The sequence below is a fragment of the Streptomyces sp. NPDC057623 genome (assembly GCF_042800355.1).
In the GTDB taxonomy this organism is placed as follows: domain Bacteria; phylum Actinomycetota; class Actinomycetes; order Streptomycetales; family Streptomycetaceae; genus Streptomyces.
Genome location: NZ_JBHVGZ010000030.1, coordinates 45378 through 65104 on the forward strand (window position 1 = coordinate 45378; position 19727 = coordinate 65104).

Below are 19727 nucleotides of genomic sequence, written 5' to 3' on the forward strand. Positions count from 1 at the left end.
GCGCGCCGGATAAGGCGTATGGGTGATCCGCGCTGCTGCAAACGAAGGAACCCGGACTCTCCTGACGGAGTGTCCGGGCTCCTGTGAGCTCAGCTCGTGTTACTGGGTACGGTTCTCACCGCGGTAGTACTCGAAGACCCAGCCCCAGAGGCCGATCAGCAGCAGCGGGAACGAGAAGTAGAGCAGCCACCAGCCGACCGCGATCGCCAGGAAGGCGAGCGCGCCACCGATCGCGAGGGAGAGCGGCTGCCAGCTGTGCGGGCTGAAGAACCCGACCTCGCCGGCGTCGTCCGCGACGTCCGCTTCCTTGTTGTCCTGGGCGCCCGTGTCGACCCGCCGGGCCGTGAAGCCCAGGTAGAAGCCGATCATGACGGACAGACCGAAGGACAGGAAGAGGGCCGTCGTGCCGGCCGGCTCCTTCGACCACACGCCATAGACGATCGCCATGGCGAGGATGAAGACGGCCAGCCAGATGAACATCTTGCCCTGGATCTTCACTTGCCGGCCTCCTTGCCACCAGCGAGGGCCTTCTCACCGTGAGGGGCGTTCTCGAGCTGGTCGAGGGCGGCGATCTCAGGGTGGTGCAGGTCGAACGCCGGGGATTCGGAACGGATCCGCGGCAGGGTGAGGAAGTTGTGCCGCGGCGGCGGGCAGGACGTGGCCCACTCGAGCGAGCGGCCGTAGCCCCACGGGTCGTCGACCTCGACCTTCTTGCCGTACTTGGCGGTCTTCCACACGTTGTAGAAGAACGGCAGGATCGAGGCGCCGAGCACGAACGAGCTGATCGTCGAGATCGTGTTCAGGGCGGTGAAGCCGTCGGCCGCGAGGTAGTCCGCGTAACGACGCGGCATGCCCTCGGCACCCAGCCAGTGCTGGACCAGGAAGGTGCCGTGGAAGCCGATGAACAGCGTCCAGAAGGTGATCTTGCCGAGGCGCTCGTCGAGCATCTTGCCGGTCATCTTCGGCCACCAGAAGTGGAAGCCGGAGAACATCGCGAAGACGACGGTGCCGAAGACGACGTAGTGGAAGTGGGCCACCACGAAGTACGAGTCCGAGACGTGGAAGTCCATCGGCGGCGAGGCCAGGATGACACCGGTCAGACCACCGAAGGTGAAGGTGATCAGGAAGCCGGTCGCCCAGAGCATCGGTGTCTCGAAGGACAACGAGCCCTTCCACATCGTTCCGATCCAGTTGAAGAACTTCACACCGGTCGGTACGGCGATGAGGAACGTCATGAAGGAGAAGAACGGCAGGAGTACGCCGCCGGTGACGTACATGTGGTGCGCCCACACCGTCACGGACAGACCGGCGATCGAGATGGTCGCGGCCACCAGGCCCATGTAGCCGAACATCGGCTTGCGGGAGAAGACCGGGATGACCTCGGAGATGATGCCGAAGAACGGCAGCGCGATGATGTACACCTCTGGATGGCCGAAGAACCAGAAGAGGTGTTGCCACAGCAACGCTCCGCCGTTGGCAGAGTCGAAGACATGCGCTCCGAACTTGCGATCCGCCTCCAGCGCGAACAGCGCGGCCGCGAGGACCGGGAAGGCGAGCAGGACCAGCACCGCGGTCAGCAGCACGTTCCAGACGAAGATCGGCATGCGGAACATCGTCATGCCGGGGGCGCGCATGCAGATGATCGTGGTGATGAAGTTGACCGCGCCGAGGATGGTGCCGAAGCCGGAGAAGGCCAGACCCATGATCCACAGGTCGGCGCCGATGCCCGGCGAGCGGACCGCGTCCGACAGCGGGGAGTAGGCGAACCAGCCGAAGTCGGCTGCACCGTTCGGGGTGAGGAAGCCGCCGACCGCGATCGTCGAGCCGAACAGGTACAGCCAGTAGGCGAACATGTTCAGCCGGGGGAAGGCCACGTCCGGTGCGCCGATCTGGAGCGGCATGATCCAGTTCGTGAAGCCGGCGAACAGCGGCGTCGCGAACATCAGCAGCATGATCGTGCCGTGCATCGTGAACGCCTGGTTGAACTGCTCGTTCGACATGATCTGAAGACCAGGCCGGGCGAGCTCGGCGCGCATGAAGAGCGCCATCACGCCACCGATCACGAAGAACGCGAACGACGTGACGAGGTACAGCGTTCCGATCGTCTTGTGGTCGGTGGTGGTGAGCCACTTGACCACGACGTTGCCGGGCTGCTTGCGCCTGACCGGCAGCTCGTTCTCGTACGAGTCCTCAGCTGCCGCGGCACCCTGGGGTTCGTTGAGGATGCTCACAGGTTTGTCGTCTCCCGGTTCTTCTCGTGGCCCGTCTGCGCGATGCCGGCGGGAACGTAACCGGTCTGCCCCTTCTTGGCGAGGTCCTTGAGGTGCTGCTCGTAGCGCTCGGGGGAGACGACCTTCACGTTGAACAGCATCCGGGAGTGGTCGACGCCGCACAGCTCGGCGCACTTGCCCAGGAAGGTGCCCTCACGGTTGGGGGTCACCTCGAAGGCGTTGGTGTGGCCCGGGATGACGTCCTGCTTCATCAGGAACGGCACCACCCAGAAGGAGTGGATGACGTCACGCGAGGTGAGGACGAAGCGGACCGTCTTGCCCTTGGGCAGCCACAGGGTGGGGCCCGGGTTGCCCGTCTGGGGGTTCCGGCTGGCCGGGGTTCCGGCGTCGTAGACACCGCCCGCGTTCGCCGGGAAGTCCTCCTTGAACCGGTCCGGAATGGCGGACAGGTTCTTGTCGGTCTTCGCGTCACCGGTGGAACCGTCGACGGGCTGGACGTAGTTGAAGGCCCAGCTCCACTGGTAGCCCACGACGTTGACCGTGAGGTCGGGCTTGTCCTTGAGGCTGAGGAGCTTCGTCTCGTCGCGGGCGGTGAAGTAGAACAGCACCGAGACGATGATGAGCGGAACGACCGTGTACAGCGCCTCGATCGGCATGTTGTACCGAGTCTGCGGAGGAACCTCGACCTTGGTGCGGCTGCGCCGGTGGAAGACGGTGCTCCACAGGATCAGGCCCCAGACCAGCACGCCCGTGGCGAGCGCGGCCGCCCACGAGCCCTGCCACAGGGAGAGGATCCGCGGAGCCTCTTCCGTGGTCGGGGTGGGCATACCAAGGCGGGGGAAGTCTTCCCAGTTGTACGAGCAACCGGTGGCTGTCGCCAGGACCAGGCCCGCGGTCATTGCCTGCAGCAGCTTCCGCCGCATCGGGCGCCGCGGCGAGCGGTCGGAGCCGTTGGGACTCACGTAGCGCCTTCCCGAGAGTCTCGCCCGCGCGGTATGGCTGCGGCCTGCCTTCTCGCTGGTCGGTCGCCGCCCTGCGACGGGCAGGGGTTTGGATGTTTATGCGGACCAAACCCTAGCCGACGCCCTCCGGGGGTTCGCGGGGAGGGGGGCCTAGTGGGGTGGGGGGTTCGCTGGATTGGCGGCTGCGGGTTGTTTGTGGCTGATCGCGCCCCGCGGCGGAGCCGCTGATGTCACAGTCCCGCGCCCCTATTGGGGACGTTGCAGTGGCCCGGCGTCTAGCGTTGCCGTGTGAGTTACTTCGACGCTGCTTCCAGTGCTCCTCTGCATCCTGTGGCCCGGCAGGCGCTTGTGGCCTCCCTTGATGAGGGGTGGGCCGACCCGACCCGTCTTTACAGGGAAGGGCGGCGGGCGCGGATGCTGCTGGACGCGGCTCGGGAGGCCGCTGCGGAGGCTGTGGGGTGCCGAGCCGACGAGTTGGTGTTCACCACATCGGGGACGAAAGCCGTCCACTCGGGTGTCGCCGGGGTGTTGGCGGGGCGGCGGCGCGTCGGACGCCACCTGATCGTGTCTGCCGTCGAACACTCCTCTGTGCTCCATGCGGCTGACGCGCACGAGGCTGCTGGGGGGACCGTCACTCGGGTGCCGGTGGATCGTGCGGGGGCGGTGGGCGTACGGGCGTACGCGGATGCGCTGCGGGCGGACACCGCGCTGGCGTGTCTGCAGTCGGCCAACCACGAGGTGGGGACAGAGCAGCCGGTGGCCGAGGTGGCCGCCCGGTGCCAGGAGGCCGGGGTGCCGTTGCTGGTGGACGCGGCGCAGTCGCTCGGGTGGGGACGCGTCGAGGGTGACTGGTCGGTGCTGACCGGGAGTGCCCATAAGTGGGGTGGGCCGTCCGGGGTCGGGCTGCTCGTCGTACGGAAAGGGGTGCGGTTCGCCGCGCAAGGGCCCGCGGACGAGCGGGAGTCGGGGCGGGCGCCCGGGTTCGAGAACATCCCGGCGATCGTCGCCGCGTCGGCCTCGCTGCGTGCCGTGCGGGCCGAGGCGGCCCAAGAGGCGGTACGGCTGCGGGAGCTGACGGAGCGGATCCGGGCGCGGGTGCCGGGGCTGGTGCCGGATGTGGAGGTGGTCGGCGATCCGGTGCGACGGCTCCCCGGCGTCGTCACGTTCTCGTGTCTCTATGTCGACGGGGAGGCACTGCTGCACGAGCTGGACCGTGCCGGGTTTTCGGTCTCGTCCGGTTCGTCCTGCACGAGCAGCACGCTGACGCCCAGCCATGTACTGAAGGCGATGGGGGTGCTGAGCGAGGGGAACGTGAGGGTGTCGTTGCCGTTCGGGACGGCGGCGGAGGACGTCGAGCGTTTCCTTGAGGTGCTGCCGGGGGCGGTCGCGGGGGTGCGGGAGAGACTCGGCGCCCCGGTCGCAGAGACGGTCGTACGGGACGACGTCCTGGTCGTGGACTCCCTCGGCAAGCTGTGCCCGATCCCCGTCATCGAGCTGGCCAAGGTCATCGGCGAGGTGCCGGTCGGCGGACTGGTCCGCGTCCTCGCCGACGACGAGGCCGCCCGGCTGGACATCCCGGCGTGGTGCGCGATGCGGGGGCAGGAGTACGTGGGCGAGGAGCCGGCGGAGAAAGGAACGGCGTATCTGATCCGCCGGGTGACCTGAACGCCCCTCTGTCAGGGGCGCGGGACTGTGGAACAGCCCCCGTGCACCCGCAGCCGACCACGAATCTGCCGTGGCAGACGAGTGGTCGCACCCGGCGTCAGCCGAGGTGCTTACGGACCTCCTCAGCGGCAGCGTCCCCGTACGCCTTGGTGAACCGGTCCATGAAGTGCGCGCGCCGCAGCTGGTACTCCTGCGTGCCGACGGTCTCGATGACGAGCGTCGCCAGCATGCAGCCGACCTGAGCGGCCCGTTCCAGGGACACACCCCACGCCAGGCCGGAGAGGAACCCGGCGCGGAAGGCGTCGCCGACACCCGTGGGGTCGGCCTTGCGCTCCTCCTCGGCGGTGCCGACCTCGATCGGGTCCTCGCCCTCGCGCTCGATGCGGACGCCGCGCGCACCGAGGGTCGTGACGCGGTGGCCGACCTTGCCGAGGATCTCCTCGTCCGTCCATCCGGTCTTGGACTCGATGAGGCCCTTCTCGTACTCGTTCGAGAAGAGGTACGTCGCTCCGTCCAGCAGTATCCGGATCTCGTCGCCGTTCATCCGGGCGATCTGCTGGGAGAAGTCCGCGGCGAAGGGGATCTGGCGGGAGCGGCACTCCTCCGTGTGGCGGAGCATCCCCTCGGGGTCGTCGGCGCCGATGAGGACCAGGTCGAGACCGCCGACACGGTCCGCGACGGTCTTGAGCTCGATGAGGCGGGCCTCGCTCATCGCACCGGTGTAGAAGGAGCCGATCTGGTTGTGGTCGGCGTCGGTGGTGCAGACGAAGCGGGCGGTGTGCAGGGTCTCGGAGATGCGGACCGAGCCGGTGTCGACGCCGTGCCGGTCCAGCCAGGCCCGGTACTCGTCGAAGTCGGAGCCCGCGGCGCCGACCAGGATCGGTTGCGTGCCCAGCTGACCCATGCCGAAGGCGATGTTCGCGCCTACGCCGCCCCGGCGTACGTCCAGGTTGTCGACCAGGAAGGAGAGCGAGACCGTGTGCAGCTGGTCCGCGACGAGCTGGTCGGCGAAGCGGCCGGGGAAGGTCATGAGGTGGTCGGTGGCGATGGAGCCGGTGACTGCGATGCGCACGGCGTGGAGTCTCCTGCGGGGGAGGTTGGGTTGACAGTCCACGCTATCGTTTCGCGCCCGGGACTCTGAAGTAGTCGAAACTACCCGATAGTAGATCTTTCTTCGCGGGTGTCGGTGAGCCTACGGTTCCGCTATGACGAAATTCGAGGTCCGCGCCCCCGCTCCGGCCGACCTGGAGGTCGACCTGGCGTCACTGCTCGGTGACTGTGCGCGGATGGCTCCTCACTGGGCCGCTCCCGATCGTGTCCTTTCCCGTCCCGTCTCCCCCTCACGCATCCACGGAGTGACCGTCCCGCCGAGGTCGGCACGGCTGCTGGACGCGATGTCGGACTACGGCGACTGAGCCGACTGCGCCGTCCGGGGAACCGCGCGCTCCCCCGCTGCGTCCCATCGGCGTCCCCCGTAAAGGGGATGCGGGATACGACCCGGTGGACCCACCCTTTTGACAGGGTCGGGTCAGGGTCATGGGACATGTGCGCAGCCGAAGGAGCGATGCGGTGAACACCGAGCGACCCGAGAACGACGACACGGGCGCCGACGGCTCCGCCGAGGAGCAGGACGCCGGGCTGGAGAAGGGCGCGGACGTCGCCGGTGCCGAGGCTTCCGGCGGCGATGCGGAGGACGGTACGTCCGTTCCCGACGCCGCGGACGACGCGAAGGGCGAGACCGAGGACGAGCACGTCGCCGCGGCCGGTGATGCCGAGGGGTCGGATCCCGTCGGCGTTCCCGATGCCGTCGCTGACGACGCCGATGCCTCCGACACGCCCCGGCGCCGTTCCCCCGCGATCATCGCCTCCGTCGCCGCCGCCGTACTGCTCGTCGGGGGCGGTGGGGCCTACCTGGCCGCGAGCGCGTCGGGCGGCTCGGACGGCGGTACGACGTCCGGGGCGGCCGACGGTGACACTCCCCCGCCGCTCCATCTCGACGGTTACTCCGAAGGCGGCACCGAGGGCGGTACGAACGGCATCGCGCCCGGCGAGCCCAACCCGTACGGCGTCACCTACAAGGCCGACGGGGAACTGCCCGACGGGCCCGGATCGGCGCCCGTGTACCGGGCGGGGGGCGAGGTCGGCGCGGATGACGTGGCCCGACTGGCCGAGGCGCTCGGCGTGGACGGGACACCGGTGGCGCAGGGGCAGACCTGGCGGGTCGGCGCGAAGGACGGGGCGGGGCCCGCTCTCCAGGTGAACAAGCGGGCGCCGGGGACCTGGACGTTCTCCCGGTACACCCCCGGCACGGACGACTGCGAGAGCACCACCGTCTGCGCCAAGGCGCCCGCCGAGCCGACGGGTGACCCGGTGGGTGAGGCCGCCGCGAAGAAGGCGGCCGCGCCGGTGCTCAAGGCGGTGGGTCAGGACGACGCGAAGCTCGACGCGGGCCAGGTCATGGGCGCCCAGCGGGTGGTGAACGCGAACCCGGTGGTCGGCGGGCTGCCCACGCACGGCTGGACGACCGGGGTGACCGTGAGCACCCAGGGCGAAGTGGTCGGCGGCAGCGGTCAGTTGAAGGCGCCGGCGAAGGGGGACTCCTACCCCGTGCTGGACGCCGAGAAGACGCTCGGGCTGATGAACGCGACGCCGGGGGCCGGTCACCGCATGGGGATCGGCGGCTGCGCCAGCCCCGTACCGCTGAAGGACCGGCTTGAGGCGCCCTGCGGGGCGCAGGCGTCGACGGGTGCGCCGGCCGGGGACACCGTGACGGTCGAGAAGGCGGTGTTCGGGCTGGCCGCGCACCAGGTGGACGCGCGGCAGGCGCTGGTGCCGTCCTGGCTGTTCGAGGTGCGGACGCCGGGCGCGCAGGACAGCTTCACGGTGACGTACCCGGCGATCGACCCGAAGTACCTGGCCTCGTCCACGCCGTCCGAGGAGCCGTCCGGGCAGCCGACCCCGCGGCCGAGCGAGCCGAAGGACGACCCGAGCGCGTCGCCGATCACCCGGAACGTCGGCGTGGACGGCTACACGGCCGACGGCAGGGAACTCACCGTGGCCTTCACCGGCGGCGTGTGCGCCGACTACGAGGTGACGGCGAGCGAGAGCGGTGGCGAGGTGACGGTCCGGGTGACCGAGACGTCGCAGCCGGACAAGGTGTGCATCCTGATCGCCAAGGTGTTCCACAAGAGCGTGCGGCTGGACGAGCCGCTCGGGGACCGGAAGGTCGTGGGCACGGACGGCCAGGCGGTCCCGCTGGAGAAGCCGGGACAGAAGCTGCCGGACGCTCCGGAGACGTCCGGGGCCCGGTAGGGGCCTGTCCCCAGGCCCCTACCGGGCCCGTGGACAGGGGAAGGCGGCGGCCCCGTCGGAGGGGGTCGCCGCCTTTCCGCGCGTCAGCCGGACTCGGCCGGGCTGCTCAGTTGAAGGAGTCGCCGCAGGCGCAGGAGCCCGACGCGTTCGGGTTGTCGATCGTGAAGCCCTGCTTCTCGATGGTGTCCACGAAGTCGATGGACGCGCCGCCCAGGTACGGGGCGCTCATGCGGTCGGTGACGACCTTGACCCCGCCGAAGTCCTTGACGACGTCGCCGTCGAGCGAGCGCTCGTCGAAGAAGAGCTGGTAGCGCAGGCCGGAGCAGCCGCCGGGCTGAACGGCGACACGCAGCGCGAGGTCCTCGCGGCCTTCCTGGTCGAGCAGGGCCTTGACCTTGGCCGCGGCGGCGTCACTCAGGATGATGCCGTCGGTGGCGGTACTGGTCTCGTCCGATACGGACATCTACATCTCTCCCGGGTTGTACGGAGACTGCTTGCCGACGAGTGCAACCGGCGGGGCCGCGGATTCATTCCGGGGCCGGGCGCTTGTCTTTCGGTCTTTCTTCATGCTCGCACACGGCGTGCGAAGCGGAAAACGTCCCTTTGGGGAATACGCGGGCCCGTCACCGGGATTCACGTCACATCGACATGATGGCCATCGTCAAAGTGACGTGAACCGGTTATGATAGATAGCGTCATATCGACGAGAAGTCGATGAAGGTGTCCCGCTTGACCCGCCGGGCCCGGATTTCTCCGGTGCCGGCGAGCCGCAGAACAGAAAGGGTGCGTGTCGTGACCACCGCCCAGACCCAGGAGCTCGACGTACAGCCGACGCCCCTCGCCCTGCTGCTCCTCGGCCGTGAGGCCGACCCCAGGAGCGAGCGCGGTGTCGAGTGTCCCGGCGACCTTCCCTCGCCGTCCGACCCGGACCTGGTCGAGCGTGCCCGCGCGGCCAAGGCCAAGCTCGGGAACAAGGTCTTCGTGCTCGGCCACCACTACCAGCGCGACGAGGTCATCCAGTTCGCCGATGTGACCGGTGACTCGTTCAAGCTGGCCCGGGACGCGGCCGCCCGCCCGGAGGCCGAGTACATCGTGTTCTGCGGCGTGCACTTCATGGCGGAGTCGGCGGACATCCTGACGTCCGACGACCAGAAGGTGGTCCTGCCCGACCTCGCCGCCGGCTGCTCGATGGCCGACATGGCGACGGCCGAGCAGGTCGCCGAGTGCTGGGACGTACTGACCGAGGCCGGCATAGCCGAGCAGGTCGTGCCGGTGTCGTACATGAACTCGTCCGCGGACATCAAGGCGTTCACGGGCAAGCACGGCGGCACGATCTGCACGTCGTCCAACGCCAAGCGGGCCCTGGACTGGGCCTTCGAGCAGGGCGAGAAGGTGCTCTTCCTGCCCGACCAGCACCTCGGCCGCAACACCGCCGTCCGCGACATGGGCATGTCCCTGGAGGACTGTGTCCTCTACAACCCGCACAAGCCGAACGGCGGGCTGACGGCGGACGAGCTGCGCGCCGCGAAGATGATCCTGTGGCGCGGCCACTGCTCGGTGCACGGCCGCTTCAGCCTCGACTCGGTGAACGACGTGCGCGAGCGGATCCCGGGCGTGAACGTCCTCGTCCACCCCGAGTGCAAACACGAGGTCGTGGCGGCGGCGGACCAGGTCGGCTCGACCGAGTACATCATCAAGGCCCTGGAGGCCGCCCCGGCCGGCTCCAAGTGGGCGATCGGGACCGAGCTGAATCTGGTACGCCGGCTGGCGAACCGTTTCGCGCCCGAGGGCAAGGAGATCGTCTTCCTCGACAAGACGGTCTGCTTCTGCTCGACCATGAACCGCATCGACCTCCCCCACCTGGTCTGGACCCTGGAGTCGCTGGCCGAGGGCAACCTGGTCAACCGCATCGAGGTCGACAAGGAGACGGAGGCGTTCGCGAAGCTGGCACTGGAGCGGATGCTGGCGCTGCCGTAACCGAGCGCATGAGGGCGGGGCCCGGCCTTCCGGCCGGGGCCCCGCCCTCGGCTGTTCCCCGTCAGGCGCGGCAGCGCAGCATCTCCAGCGGGGGGTGAGCGAGGAAGTCGGCCCAGAAGTCCGCACCGAACCGGTGCAGACCGGCGGCGGACACCTCCAGGGGGACCCAGGTCAGGTCGCTGAATCCGGCGGCCCGCAGACACGATTCGTAGACCTCGCGGCGCGGGACGGCGGCGACGATCGAGATGGGCGGGTCGAGCAGGGCCGTGACCCGGAATCGCGGTCCGGTCTCGGTCTCCTCACCGGTCGGCTCGCAAAGGAAGCCGTACTTGTCCAGGGACGGCCCGTCGCCGCGGTAGTCGGGGGACTGGCCGAGCACGAAGAACTCTCCGCCCGGCTCCAGGCTGCGGTGCACATTGCGGCACATCCGCTCCAGGGCGGTTATGTCCTGCGCGTAGTTGAGCGCCTGGACCCCCGTGGCGATGTCGAAGCGCCGCTCGAAGGGCCGCAGTTCGCTGACGTCGCCCACCTCGTAGCGCACGCCCAGCGGGTCGCGCTCCTCCAACTTCCGCGCGGCGGCGACCATTTCACCGGAGATGTCGACTCCGAGCACCTCCGCGGCGCCGCGCCGCCTGAACTCCCGGCTGTAGAAGCCGGTGCCGCAGGCCAGGTCCAGCACCGACTTTCCGTGCACGTCCCCGACCATGTCCAGAAAGCCGGGCACCTCCCCGTACCGCGTCAGCGGCAGGGACTTGAAGCCCTCGAACGCCTCACCGATCTCGTCGTACTGCTGCACGCTCATCGTGGTGTCCTCCCCTGTGCCTCGTGGTTGACGGGCAGTCTTCCGGCATCCCGAGACAGGGCCGTACTGGCAGAAGCCACGAAGATCCGGAGGTCGCTCCGTCGGTCTGTCCGCCGGGCTCACTGTGCGGTGGGCCGAAAAAACCTCTGCGGCGATGTCGAGAACCCGCGACCGGCTCCGTCCCTGCTGTGAACGCGACCAGAATGGGTCGCACAGCGACGAGGAGAAGCACCATGGCGAAGTACCTGCTGCTCAAGCACTACCGCGGCGCACCGGCTGCCGTGAACGACGTGCCCATGGACCAGTGGACGCCTCAGGAGATCTCGGCCCATGTGCAGTACATGAACGACTTCGCGGCCCGGCTGGAGAAGAGCGGCGAGTTCGTCGACGGTCAGGCACTCGCCCCCGAAGGGTCGTGGGTCCGGTACGACGGTGAGGGGCGGCCGCCGGTCACCGACGGGCCGTTCGCCGAGACCAAGGACCTCATCGCCGGCTGGATGGTGATCGACGTCGACAGCCACGAGCGGGCGGTCGAGCTGGCCGGCGAACTGTCCGCCGCCCCGGGTGCGGGCGGGAAGCCGATCCACGAGTGGCTGGAGGTCCGTCCGTTCCTGAGCGCCAAGCCCAGCGTCACGGAGTGCACCTTCAAGTGACACAGCTGAACGAGGCCCTGCTCAGGAGCCTCACGCCGAGCGTGCTCGGCGTCCTCGTCCGCCGCGGAGCCGACTTCGCGGCGGCCGAGGACGCCGTGCAGGACGCGCTCGTCGAGGCGGTCCGCGTGTGGCCGGCCGACCCGCCGCGGGACGCGAAGGGCTGGCTGGTCACCGTGGCCTGGCGCAAGTTCCTCGACGCGAGACGGGCGGACACCGCCCGGCGCCGGCGTGAGGACCTCGTCGACGAGGAACCGGCACCCGGGCCCGCGACCGGGGTGGACGACACCCTGCGGGTCTACTTCCTGTGCGCCCACCCGTCGCTGACCCCGTCCTCCGCGGTCGCCCTCACGCTGCGCGCCGTCGGCGGTCTCACCACCCGCCAGATCGCCCAGGCCTACCTGGTGCCCGAGGCGACCATGGCGCAGCGCATCAGCCGCGCCAAGCGCACCGTCTCCGGCATACGGTTCGACCAGCCGGGCGATGTCGCCACCGTGCTGCGCGTCCTCTACCTGGTCTTCAACGAGGGCTACTCCGGCGACGTCGACCTCGCCGCCGAGGCCATCCGGCTCACCCGGCAGCTCGCGGCCGCCATCGACCACCCCGAGGTGGCGGGGCTGCTCGCCCTCATGCTGCTCCACCACGCCCGGCGCGCGTCGCGGACCGCGCCCGACGGGAGCCTGGTGCCGCTCGCGGAGCAGGACCGCGGCCGGTGGGACACCGCGACGATCGCCGAGGGGGTCGGGATCCTCCAGGCGGCGCTCGCGCGCGACCGGCTGGGTGAGTTCCAGGCCCAGGCCGCCATCGCGGCGCTGCACGCCGACGCGCCCACCGCCGGGGAGACCGACTGGGTGCAGATCGTCGAGTGGTACGACGAGCTCGCGCTCCTCACCGACAACCCGGTCGTCCGGCTCAACCGGGCCGTGGCGGTGGGCGAGGCGGACGGACCGCGCGCCGGGCTGGCCGCGCTCGCGGCGCTGGACGACACGCTGCCCCGCCACGCCGCGGTGTCGGCGTACCTCCACGAGCGGGACGGCGACCTGGCGACGGCGGCACGGCTGTACGCCGAGGCGGCCGAGAAGGCGTCCAACCTCGCCGAACGCGACTACCTGACCCGCCAGGCCGCCCGGCTCAACGCCCGCAGGCGTCCCTGACCGACCGGTCCGGGAACGGCTCAGCCCGCCCCAGGATCTCTCCTGAGGCGGGCTGCCTCTGCTCAGACGGTCCGCGCGGTCGGACCGGACATCAGACCTCGGCGGGTTCCGGCTCGTCCGAAGTCGAGTCCGAACCCGGCGTCGGCCCGGTCGGGACGCCCGCCTTCCTCGCCCTCTTCGCCGCCCGCTTCTTCGCCCGGCGCTCCTTGCGGAGCTCCACCATCGCGTACAGCGTGGGGACGAGGAGCAGGGTCAGCATGGTCGAGGTGATCAGTCCGCCGATGACGACCACGGCCAGCGGCTGGGCGATGAAGCCGCCCTCGCCGGTGACGCCCAGGGCCATGGGCAGCAGCGCGAAGATCGTCGCCAGCGCGGTCATCAGGATGGGCCGCAGACGGTGCCGGCCACCCTCGATCACCGCCTCCACCACGCCGTATCCCTGCCGCCTGTACTGGTTGATCAGGTCGATCAGCACGATCGCGTTCGTCACCACGATGCCGATCAGCATCAGCATGCCGATCATCGCGGGGACGCCCATCGGGGTGCCGGTCGCCACCAGGAGGCCGATCGCGCCGGTCGCCGCGAACGGGATCGACACGAGCAGGATCAGCGGCTGGATCAGCGAGCGGAAGGTCGCGACCAGCAGCATGAAGACGATCGCGATCGCCGCCAGCATCGCCAGGCCCAGGTTGACGAACGCCTCGTCCTGGTCCTCGGAGACACCGCCGATCTCGGCTTTGGCGCCGGCCGGGAGGGTCAGCCCGTCGATCTCGGACTGGAGCTTCGTACTCACCGCGCCGGTGTTGTCGCCGGTCGGCTTCGCGGTGATCGTGGCGGCGCGCTGGCCGTCGATGCGGGTCATCGAGACCGGCCCGTCCACCAGCTTCACGTCGGCGATGTCGCCCAGCTTCACCGGGCCCAGGGGCAGGTCCTGAAGCTGCTTCAGCGTCTTCGCCGGCTTGGCCGACTTGATGACGATGTCCCGCTCGGTGTCGTCGAGGGTCGCCTGGGCGGCCGTGTTGCCGCGCACCGCCTGGGCGACGGCCATCCCGAGGGTCTGGTCGTCGAAGCCCGCCGCGGCCGCCTTGTCGTTGGCCTTCACCGAGATGCGCGGCACGCTCTGCGCCAGGTCGCTGGTCACGTCCGTGACGTCGTCCAGGCCGGCGACCGCCTTGCGGACCTGCTCGGCCGCCGTGCGCAGGACGTTCCCGTCGGCCGCCTTCACGACGACGCTGAGGTCCTGGGCGCCGAAGCCGTCACCGGCCGCGATGGTGGTCGTACCGACGCCGTCGAGCTTCTTCAGGCCCGCCTCGATGCGGTCCTGCACGTCCTCGTACGACGCCGAGTCCTCCAGCATCACCTGGTACGACGCCTGGTTGGTGTCCGTGCCGCCGCCGAAGGCCGCCATGAAGCCGGACGAGCCGATCGTGACCTGGTAGTCCTTCACGCCCTTGGTACCGGCGAGCAGCTTCTCGACCTTCGTCGCCTGCTCGTCGGTCGCCGCCAGGCTGGTGCCCGGCTTCAACTCCTGCTTGACGGTGAGGACTTCCTGCTCGCCCTGGTCGAAGAAGTTCGTCTTCAGCAGCGGCGCCATGCCGAACGTGCCGATGAGGACGACGCCCGCGAGCAGCACGCTGGTCAGACGGCGGCGGGTCGCGAAGCGCAGGACGGGGACGTAGAAGCGCTGGAGCCTGCTCTTCGCCTCCTTCTCCTCGGCCTTGCGGCGGGCCTCGTCGGCATCCTCCGGGGTGCCCTTCGGGGCGCGCAGGAACCAGTACGACAGGACCGGTACGACCGTCAGCGAGACCAGCAGCGACGCCAGCAGGGCCGCCGTCACCGTCAGGCTGAACGAGCCGAACAGCTCGCCCACCATGCCGCCGACCAGGCCGATCGGCAGGAAGACGGCCACCGTGGTGAGCGTGGAGGAGGTGACCGCTCCGGCGACCTCGCGGACCGCCTTGAGGATGGCCTCCTCGCGCTCCTCGCCGTAGCCGAGGTGCCGCTTGATGTTCTCCAGGACCACGATCGAGTCGTCGACGACGCGGCCGATGGCGATGGTGAGCGCGCCGAGCGTCAGCATGTTCAGGGAGAGGTCCCTGGTCCACAGCACGATCAGGGCCAGGACCACCGACAGCGGGATGGAGACGGCGGTCACCAGCGTCGAGCGGATCGACGCCAGGAAGACCAGGATGATGAGGACCGCGAAGAGCAGGCCGAGGGCGCCTTCCGTGGTCAGGCCGTCGATGGACTTCTTGACCGCCGGCCCCTGGTCGCTGACGACCGTGACCGTGGCGCCCGTACCGAGGTCCTCGCGCATCTCCGCGAGCTTGTCCCGCACCGCGTCCGAGATCGCGACGGCGCTGCCGTCACGGTCCATGGTGACCGCGACCGCGAGGGACGGCTTGCCGTCCGTGCGCGTGATGGAGTCGGCCGCGGCCTGCTCCTGCTCGACGGTGGCGACGTCACCCAGGCGGACCGGCTTCTTCGCGGAGGCGGCCGCGCCCTCGCCGGTGACCATCAGGTCCTTGATCTGCTCCAGCGAGGTGAAGCCACCGCCCACCTGGACCGTGCGGTTGCTGCCGTCCTCGTCGAAGGAGCCGGCCGGGACGGTGGCGCCGCCGGCCTGGAGGGCCTGGGAGAGGGCGGCCGGGGTCAGGCCCGCCTTCGCCAGCTTCGCGTCGTTCGGCGTCACGGTGACCTGGAGGTCGCGCACGCCGTCGACGGTGACCTGGCCGACGCCGTCGATCTCCTTCAGGTCCGCCACGACCGTCCGGTCGAGCTCGTCGGCCAGGGCCTGCTGGTCCTTGTCGGAGGTCACGGAGAGCACGACGGTCGGGATGTCGTCCGTGGAACCGGCGATGACCTGCGGGTCCACATCGTCCGGGAGCTGGACGCGGGCGCGGTTGACGGCCTGCTGGACGTCGGCGACCAGCTGCTGGGTGTCGGGGCCGTAGTCGAAGGACGCCATGATCACGGCGTTGCCCTCGCTGGCCGTGGAGGTGACGCCGGTGATGCCGTCGACGGCTTCGAGGCTGTCCTCGATCGGCTCGACGACCTGCTTCTCGACCACGTCCGGTGACGCGCCCTGGTACGGCGCCAGCACGGACACCATGGGCAGTTCGATGGAGGGCAGCAGCTGCTGCTTGAGCTGAGGTATCGCGATCGCGCCGAAGGCGATGGCGATGATCGACATCAGGCCGATCAGGGCACGTTGCGCGAGGCTGAATTTCGACAGCCAGGACATGGGTCAGGGTCTCTCTTCTGTGAGCGGCAGAAGTGGGCAGCGGACAGCGCAGGGCGTCCGTGGCACACCACGGCACGCCACACACGCAGCACTCCACTCATGTGAGCGCCCGCCCTAACACCCTGAGCCATCGGGGAGCCCGTTTTCGTAGACCCCAGGTCCATTTCCTTATGCGGCGCATACTCCGGGCGCAGTACGCCCGCTCCGGGTCACTCCACCCTTGGACGTACCAGCCCGGATTCGTACGCGATCACCACGAGCTGGGCCCGGTCGCGGGCACCCAGCTTGGACATGGCCCGGTTGACGTGCGTCTTCACGGTCAGCGGGCTGACCTCCAGCCGCTCGGCGATCTCGTCGTTGGAGTGTCCGCCGGCGACCTGGACCAGGACCTCGCGCTCCCGGACGGTGAGGGCGCCGAGCCGGTCGGCGCGGGCGGGGTCGCGGTCGTCGTCCGCGCCGTAGCCCTGGGCGAGGAAGCGGGCGATCAGGCCCTTGGTGGCGGCCGGGGAGAGCAGGGCCTCACCGCCGGCCGCGACGCGGATGGCGCTGAGGAGCTCGTCGGGTTCGGACCCCTTGCCGAGGAAGCCGGAGGCGCCGGCGCGCAGCGACTGCACGACGTAGTCGTCGACCTCGAACGTGGTCAGGATGACGACGCGGACATGTGCCAGGGCCGGGTCGGCACTGATCATGCGGGTGGCGGCGAGGCCGTCGGTGCCGGACATCCGGATGTCCATCAGCACGACGTCCGCCCGCTCCTCCTTGGCCAGCCGCACCGCCTCGGCCCCGTCGGAGGCCTCGCCGACGACCTCCATGTCGGGCTCGGAGTCGACCAGCACGCGGAAGGCGCTGCGGAGAAGGGCCTGGTCGTCGGCGAGCAGGACGCGGATGGTCATGCGGAGTCCTCTGCGGGGCACGAGGTGGACGGCTTCGTCATACGAGAACTGCCGCGGGGTGGGTGTGAGTTCCCCGCGGCGTCGTCATACGGCGTCCTCCGCCGCGCGCGTACGGCTCTTGAGCGGCAGGATCGCATGGACGCGGAAGCCGCCTCCGTAGCGGGGGCCGGTGGTGAGGGTGCCGCGCAGGGCGGTGACCCGCTCGCGCATGCCGAGCAGGCCGTGGCCGCCGCCCTCGCCGGTCGCGTCGTCGCCGGCTCCGTCGTCGAGCACGGTGATCTCGACGTTCGGGCCCACGCGGACGACGCTGACCTCGGCTTTCGCCTCCGGGCCCGCGTGCTTCTGCACATTGGTGAGGGCTTCCTGGATGACCCGGTAGGCGGCCAGGTCCACGGCGGCGGGGAGCGTGGCGCCCTGGTACGCGCGCGCCACCTCCACCTGGAGGCCCGCGCTGCGGAAGGTGCCCGCGAGTTCGTCGAGGCGGTCGAGGCCCGGGGCGGGTTCGGTGGGGGCCTCGGGGTCACCGGACTGCCGGAGCAGGCCCACGGTCGCCCGGAGTTCGTTGAGCGCGGACCGGCTGGCCTCGCGTACGTGCGCCAGGGCCTCCTTGGCCTGGTCGGGCCGCTTGTCCATGACGTGGGAGGCGACGCCGGCCTGGACGTTGACGAGGGCGATGTGGTGGGCGACGACGTCGTGCAGGTCCCGGGCGATCCGGAGGCGTTCCTCGGCGACGCGACGGCGGGCCTCCTCCTCACGGGTGCGTTCCGCGCGTTCGGCGCGCTCGCGGATGGCGGCGACGAAGGCGCGGCGGCTGCGGACGGCGTCGCCGGCGGTGGCGCCGATGCCGGTCCAGGCGAAGATCGCGAGGTTCTCCTGGGCGTACCAGGGCAGGGGCCCGGCGAGCATGGCGGAGCCGGTCAGCACGGTCATGGTGAGCAGGCCGACGCGCCAGGTGGTGGGGCGGTCGGTGGTCGAGGCGACGGTGTAGAGGGCGATGACCGCGGACATGGCGACGGGGGCGCGGGGGTCGCCGGTGACGGACTCGACGACGGAGGCGGTGCCGGTGAGGGCGAGGACCGTCATGGGTGCGCGGCGGCGGAAGACCAGGGCGGCGGCGCCGAGGGTGATGAGGACGAGGCTGAGCGCGTCCGGGGTGCGCAGGGCCCAGGTGACCTCGTTCTTCCCGTGCGGGTCCACGAACGAGCCGGCGACCATGCAGGCGAGTACGCCGACCGCCAATGCCGCGTCCAGCGCCATGGGATGCGCCTGGAGGTGCCGCCGGGCGCGATTCCCTGCGGGGCTTGGGACGGGGGCCAACTGGAGGTTCCTCGTGTCGTGTGCCGGGCCTTGCGGTGCGCGTCGCCGGGGGCTGCCGCCCCCAGACCCCCGCGGGTGCCCCCAGACGGGCTGATGTGGCTCAGCCCGGGATCAAACCGTCGTCGCTCAACAGCTCCCGGACCTCCTCCAGCGTCGCGTCCGGCGACGGCAGGATCAGTTCCGACGGTTCCAGGGAGTCGTCGGGCAGGGGGTCGCCCAGTTCCCGGACCTTGGCGAGGAGGGCGCCGAGGGTGCGGCGGAAGCCGGGGCCGTCGCCGTTCTCCATTTCCGTCAGGAGTTCGTCGTCGAGCTTGTTCAACTCGGGCAGGTGACTGTCGGACAGCTTCACCTGCCCCTCACCCATGATCCGGACGATCATGTCGCCCATCTCGCCCTCCTCGGCGTGGGCCCCGGCCGTCGGCTACTGCTTGTCGAAGCGCGGGGTGTCCTGCGGCTGCTGCTGGGACTGCGACTGGCCGTTGCCGCCCTCGATCGCCTGCTGCGACGACGAGCCTCCCGCCAGCTCCGCCTTCATGCGCTGTAGTTCCAGCTCTACATCCGTACCACCGGAGAGCCGGTCCAGCTCGGCCTGGATGTCGTCCTTGTGCATGCCGGACTGGTCGTCCAGGGCACCCGAGGCGAGCAGTTCGTCGATGGCTCCCGCCCTCGCCTGGAGCTGGGCCGTCTTGTCCTCGGCACGCTGGATCGCCAGGCCGACGTCGCCCATCTCCTCCGAGATGCCGGAGAACGCCTCGCCGATCCGGGTCTGCGCCTGGGCGGCCGTGTACGTGGCCTTGATCGTCTCCTTCTTGGTGCGGAAGGCGTCGACCTTCGCCTGGAGGCGCTGGGCCGCGAGGGTGAGCTTCTCCTCCTCGCCCTGGAGGGTCGCGTGCTGCGTCTCCAGGTCCGTCACCTGCTGCTGGAGCGCGGCGCGGCGCGACAGCGCCTCGCGGGCCAGGTCCTCGCGGCCGAGCGCGAGCGCCTTGCGGCCCTGGTCCTCCAGCTTCGACGACTGCTGCTGGAGTTGGTTGAGCTGGAGTTCCAGGCGCTTGCGCGAGGTGGCCACGTCGGCGACGCCCCGGCGGACCTTCTGGAGCAGCTCCAGCTGCTTCTGGTACGAGTAATCGAGGGTCTCGCGCGGGTCCTCGGCCCGGTCAAGGGCCTTGTTCGCCTTCGCGCGGAAGATCATCCCCATACGCTTCATGACACCGCTCATGGGCTTCGCGCGCCCCCTTCTGACGTCCAGCTCCAGCTCTGCGACAGAACCCACAGTACGGGCCCTGCATCCATTGACGCACTGTTCGGGGACGGATGCGCTCATCCCCAAGGACGACTGCTGACGCTCCCGCTCCGGCGTAGGGAGTAGGTGACTCCCGGGTGCCGCACGGGTGGACTCATGGGTGAGCTCATGAGTGTCCGCCCGGTGCCGCCCGAGTGCCTCCCCGATGGCCGCCGGACGAACCGTCTGCAACGTCCCCTCTGTCCCCCTACGACGACTGGTGTTGCCGGATCGTTCCCCG

17 protein-coding genes are annotated in these 19727 nt (G+C 69.9%); 6 read left to right on the forward strand and 11 right to left on the reverse strand.

All coding sequences use genetic code 11. From position 1 onward, the window contains the following. Nucleotides 1-99: 99 nt before the first annotated feature. The 3 genes from ACFU95_RS27415 to coxB are packed head-to-tail and all read right to left on the reverse strand — an operon-like array spanning nucleotide 100 to nucleotide 3193. The gene (locus tag ACFU95_RS27415) at nucleotides 100-498 is read right to left on the reverse strand and encodes a cytochrome c oxidase subunit 4 (RefSeq protein ID WP_383832378.1); all 399 of its coding nucleotides are present in this window, start codon (nucleotides 496-498) and stop codon (nucleotides 100-102) included. After that, nucleotides 495-2231: a cytochrome c oxidase subunit I gene (gene ctaD / locus ACFU95_RS27420; RefSeq protein ID WP_383832379.1), complete on the reverse strand. Its 1737-nt coding sequence runs from the start codon at nucleotides 2229-2231 to the stop codon at nucleotides 495-497. Before ctaD ends, ACFU95_RS27415 begins: the two co-directional genes overlap by 4 nt. Further along, a complete protein-coding gene (coxB, locus tag ACFU95_RS27425; RefSeq protein ID WP_383832381.1) occupies nucleotides 2228-3193 on the reverse strand; it encodes a cytochrome c oxidase subunit II in 966 nt (321 codons plus the stop codon). Before coxB ends, ctaD begins: the two co-directional genes overlap by 4 nt. Before the next feature lie 288 nt (nucleotides 3194-3481). Between coxB and ACFU95_RS27430 the strand changes: the two genes are divergently transcribed. After that, nucleotides 3482-4858 carry a cysteine desulfurase/sulfurtransferase TusA family protein gene (locus tag ACFU95_RS27430; RefSeq protein WP_383832383.1) on the forward strand — a complete coding sequence of 459 codons (1377 nt, stop codon included), beginning with the start codon at nucleotides 3482-3484 and terminating at the stop codon, nucleotides 4856-4858. 97 nt (nucleotides 4859-4955) lie between these two features. Here the strand turns inward: ACFU95_RS27430 and ACFU95_RS27435 are convergent, their stop codons facing one another. Continuing rightward, on the reverse strand, nucleotides 4956-5930 hold the full coding sequence (locus ACFU95_RS27435; RefSeq protein ID WP_383832385.1) for a carbohydrate kinase family protein: 975 nt from the start codon (nucleotides 5928-5930) through the stop codon (nucleotides 4956-4958). 133 nt (nucleotides 5931-6063) lie between these two features. Here ACFU95_RS27435 and ACFU95_RS27440 point away from each other — a divergent pair, with 133 nt between their 5' ends. Continuing rightward, nucleotides 6064-6273, forward strand: a complete 210-nt coding sequence (locus ACFU95_RS27440; protein WP_383832387.1) for a hypothetical protein — start codon at nucleotides 6064-6066, stop codon at nucleotides 6271-6273. 154 nt (nucleotides 6274-6427) lie between these two features. Next, nucleotides 6428-8170 (forward strand): hypothetical protein, encoded by a 1743-nt coding sequence (locus tag ACFU95_RS27445; protein ID WP_383832389.1) that lies wholly within the window; start codon nucleotides 6428-6430, stop codon nucleotides 8168-8170. 106 nt (nucleotides 8171-8276) lie between these two features. On the opposite strand, the gene ACFU95_RS27450 is transcribed toward ACFU95_RS27445, so the two are convergent. Beyond that, nucleotides 8277-8633 (reverse strand): HesB/IscA family protein, encoded by a 357-nt coding sequence (locus ACFU95_RS27450; RefSeq protein ID WP_383832391.1) that lies wholly within the window; start codon nucleotides 8631-8633, stop codon nucleotides 8277-8279. Nucleotides 8634-8962: 329 nt separating this feature from the next. Here ACFU95_RS27450 and nadA point away from each other — a divergent pair, with 329 nt between their 5' ends. Further along, complete coding sequence (nadA, locus tag ACFU95_RS27455) at nucleotides 8963-10147, forward strand: quinolinate synthase NadA (RefSeq protein WP_383832393.1); 1185 nt, start codon at nucleotides 8963-8965, stop codon at nucleotides 10145-10147. Between the two features lie 61 nt (nucleotides 10148-10208). Here nadA and ACFU95_RS27460 read toward each other — a convergent pair whose 3' ends face one another. Beyond that, the gene (locus tag ACFU95_RS27460; protein ID WP_383832395.1) at nucleotides 10209-10949 is read right to left on the reverse strand and encodes a class I SAM-dependent methyltransferase; all 741 of its coding nucleotides are present in this window, start codon (nucleotides 10947-10949) and stop codon (nucleotides 10209-10211) included. Nucleotides 10950-11182: 233 nt separating this feature from the next. Between ACFU95_RS27460 and ACFU95_RS27465 the strand changes: the two genes are divergently transcribed. Together ACFU95_RS27465 and ACFU95_RS27470 are read left to right on the forward strand one after the other, a co-directional pair. Continuing rightward, nucleotides 11183-11602 carry a YciI family protein gene (locus ACFU95_RS27465; RefSeq protein WP_383832397.1) on the forward strand — a complete coding sequence of 140 codons (420 nt, stop codon included), beginning with the start codon at nucleotides 11183-11185 and terminating at the stop codon, nucleotides 11600-11602. 5 nt (nucleotides 11603-11607) lie between these two features. Further along, on the forward strand, nucleotides 11608-12753 hold the full coding sequence (locus tag ACFU95_RS27470) for an RNA polymerase sigma factor (RefSeq protein ID WP_383832475.1): 1146 nt from the start codon (nucleotides 11608-11610) through the stop codon (nucleotides 12751-12753). Nucleotides 12754-12844: 91 nt separating this feature from the next. Here ACFU95_RS27470 and ACFU95_RS27475 read toward each other — a convergent pair whose 3' ends face one another. The 5 genes from ACFU95_RS27475 to ACFU95_RS27495 all read right to left on the reverse strand — a co-directional run bounded on the left by ACFU95_RS27475 (nucleotide 12845) and on the right by ACFU95_RS27495 (nucleotide 19423). Next, complete coding sequence (locus ACFU95_RS27475; protein ID WP_383832399.1) at nucleotides 12845-15997, reverse strand: efflux RND transporter permease subunit; 3153 nt, start codon at nucleotides 15995-15997, stop codon at nucleotides 12845-12847. A 209-nt stretch (nucleotides 15998-16206) separates the two neighbouring features. Then, complete coding sequence (locus tag ACFU95_RS27480) at nucleotides 16207-16890, reverse strand: response regulator (RefSeq protein ID WP_383832401.1); 684 nt, start codon at nucleotides 16888-16890, stop codon at nucleotides 16207-16209. 84 nt (nucleotides 16891-16974) lie between these two features. Beyond that, entirely contained in the window at nucleotides 16975-18147 is a 1173-nt protein-coding gene (locus tag ACFU95_RS27485; RefSeq protein WP_383832403.1) for a sensor histidine kinase, read from the reverse strand. Nucleotides 18148-18307: 160 nt separating this feature from the next. After that, complete coding sequence (locus ACFU95_RS27490) at nucleotides 18308-18586, reverse strand: hypothetical protein (protein ID WP_383832477.1); 279 nt, start codon at nucleotides 18584-18586, stop codon at nucleotides 18308-18310. Between the two features lie 42 nt (nucleotides 18587-18628). Next, nucleotides 18629-19423: a PspA/IM30 family protein gene (locus tag ACFU95_RS27495; protein WP_383832405.1), complete on the reverse strand. Its 795-nt coding sequence runs from the start codon at nucleotides 19421-19423 to the stop codon at nucleotides 18629-18631. Nucleotides 19424-19727 lie beyond the last annotated feature (304 nt).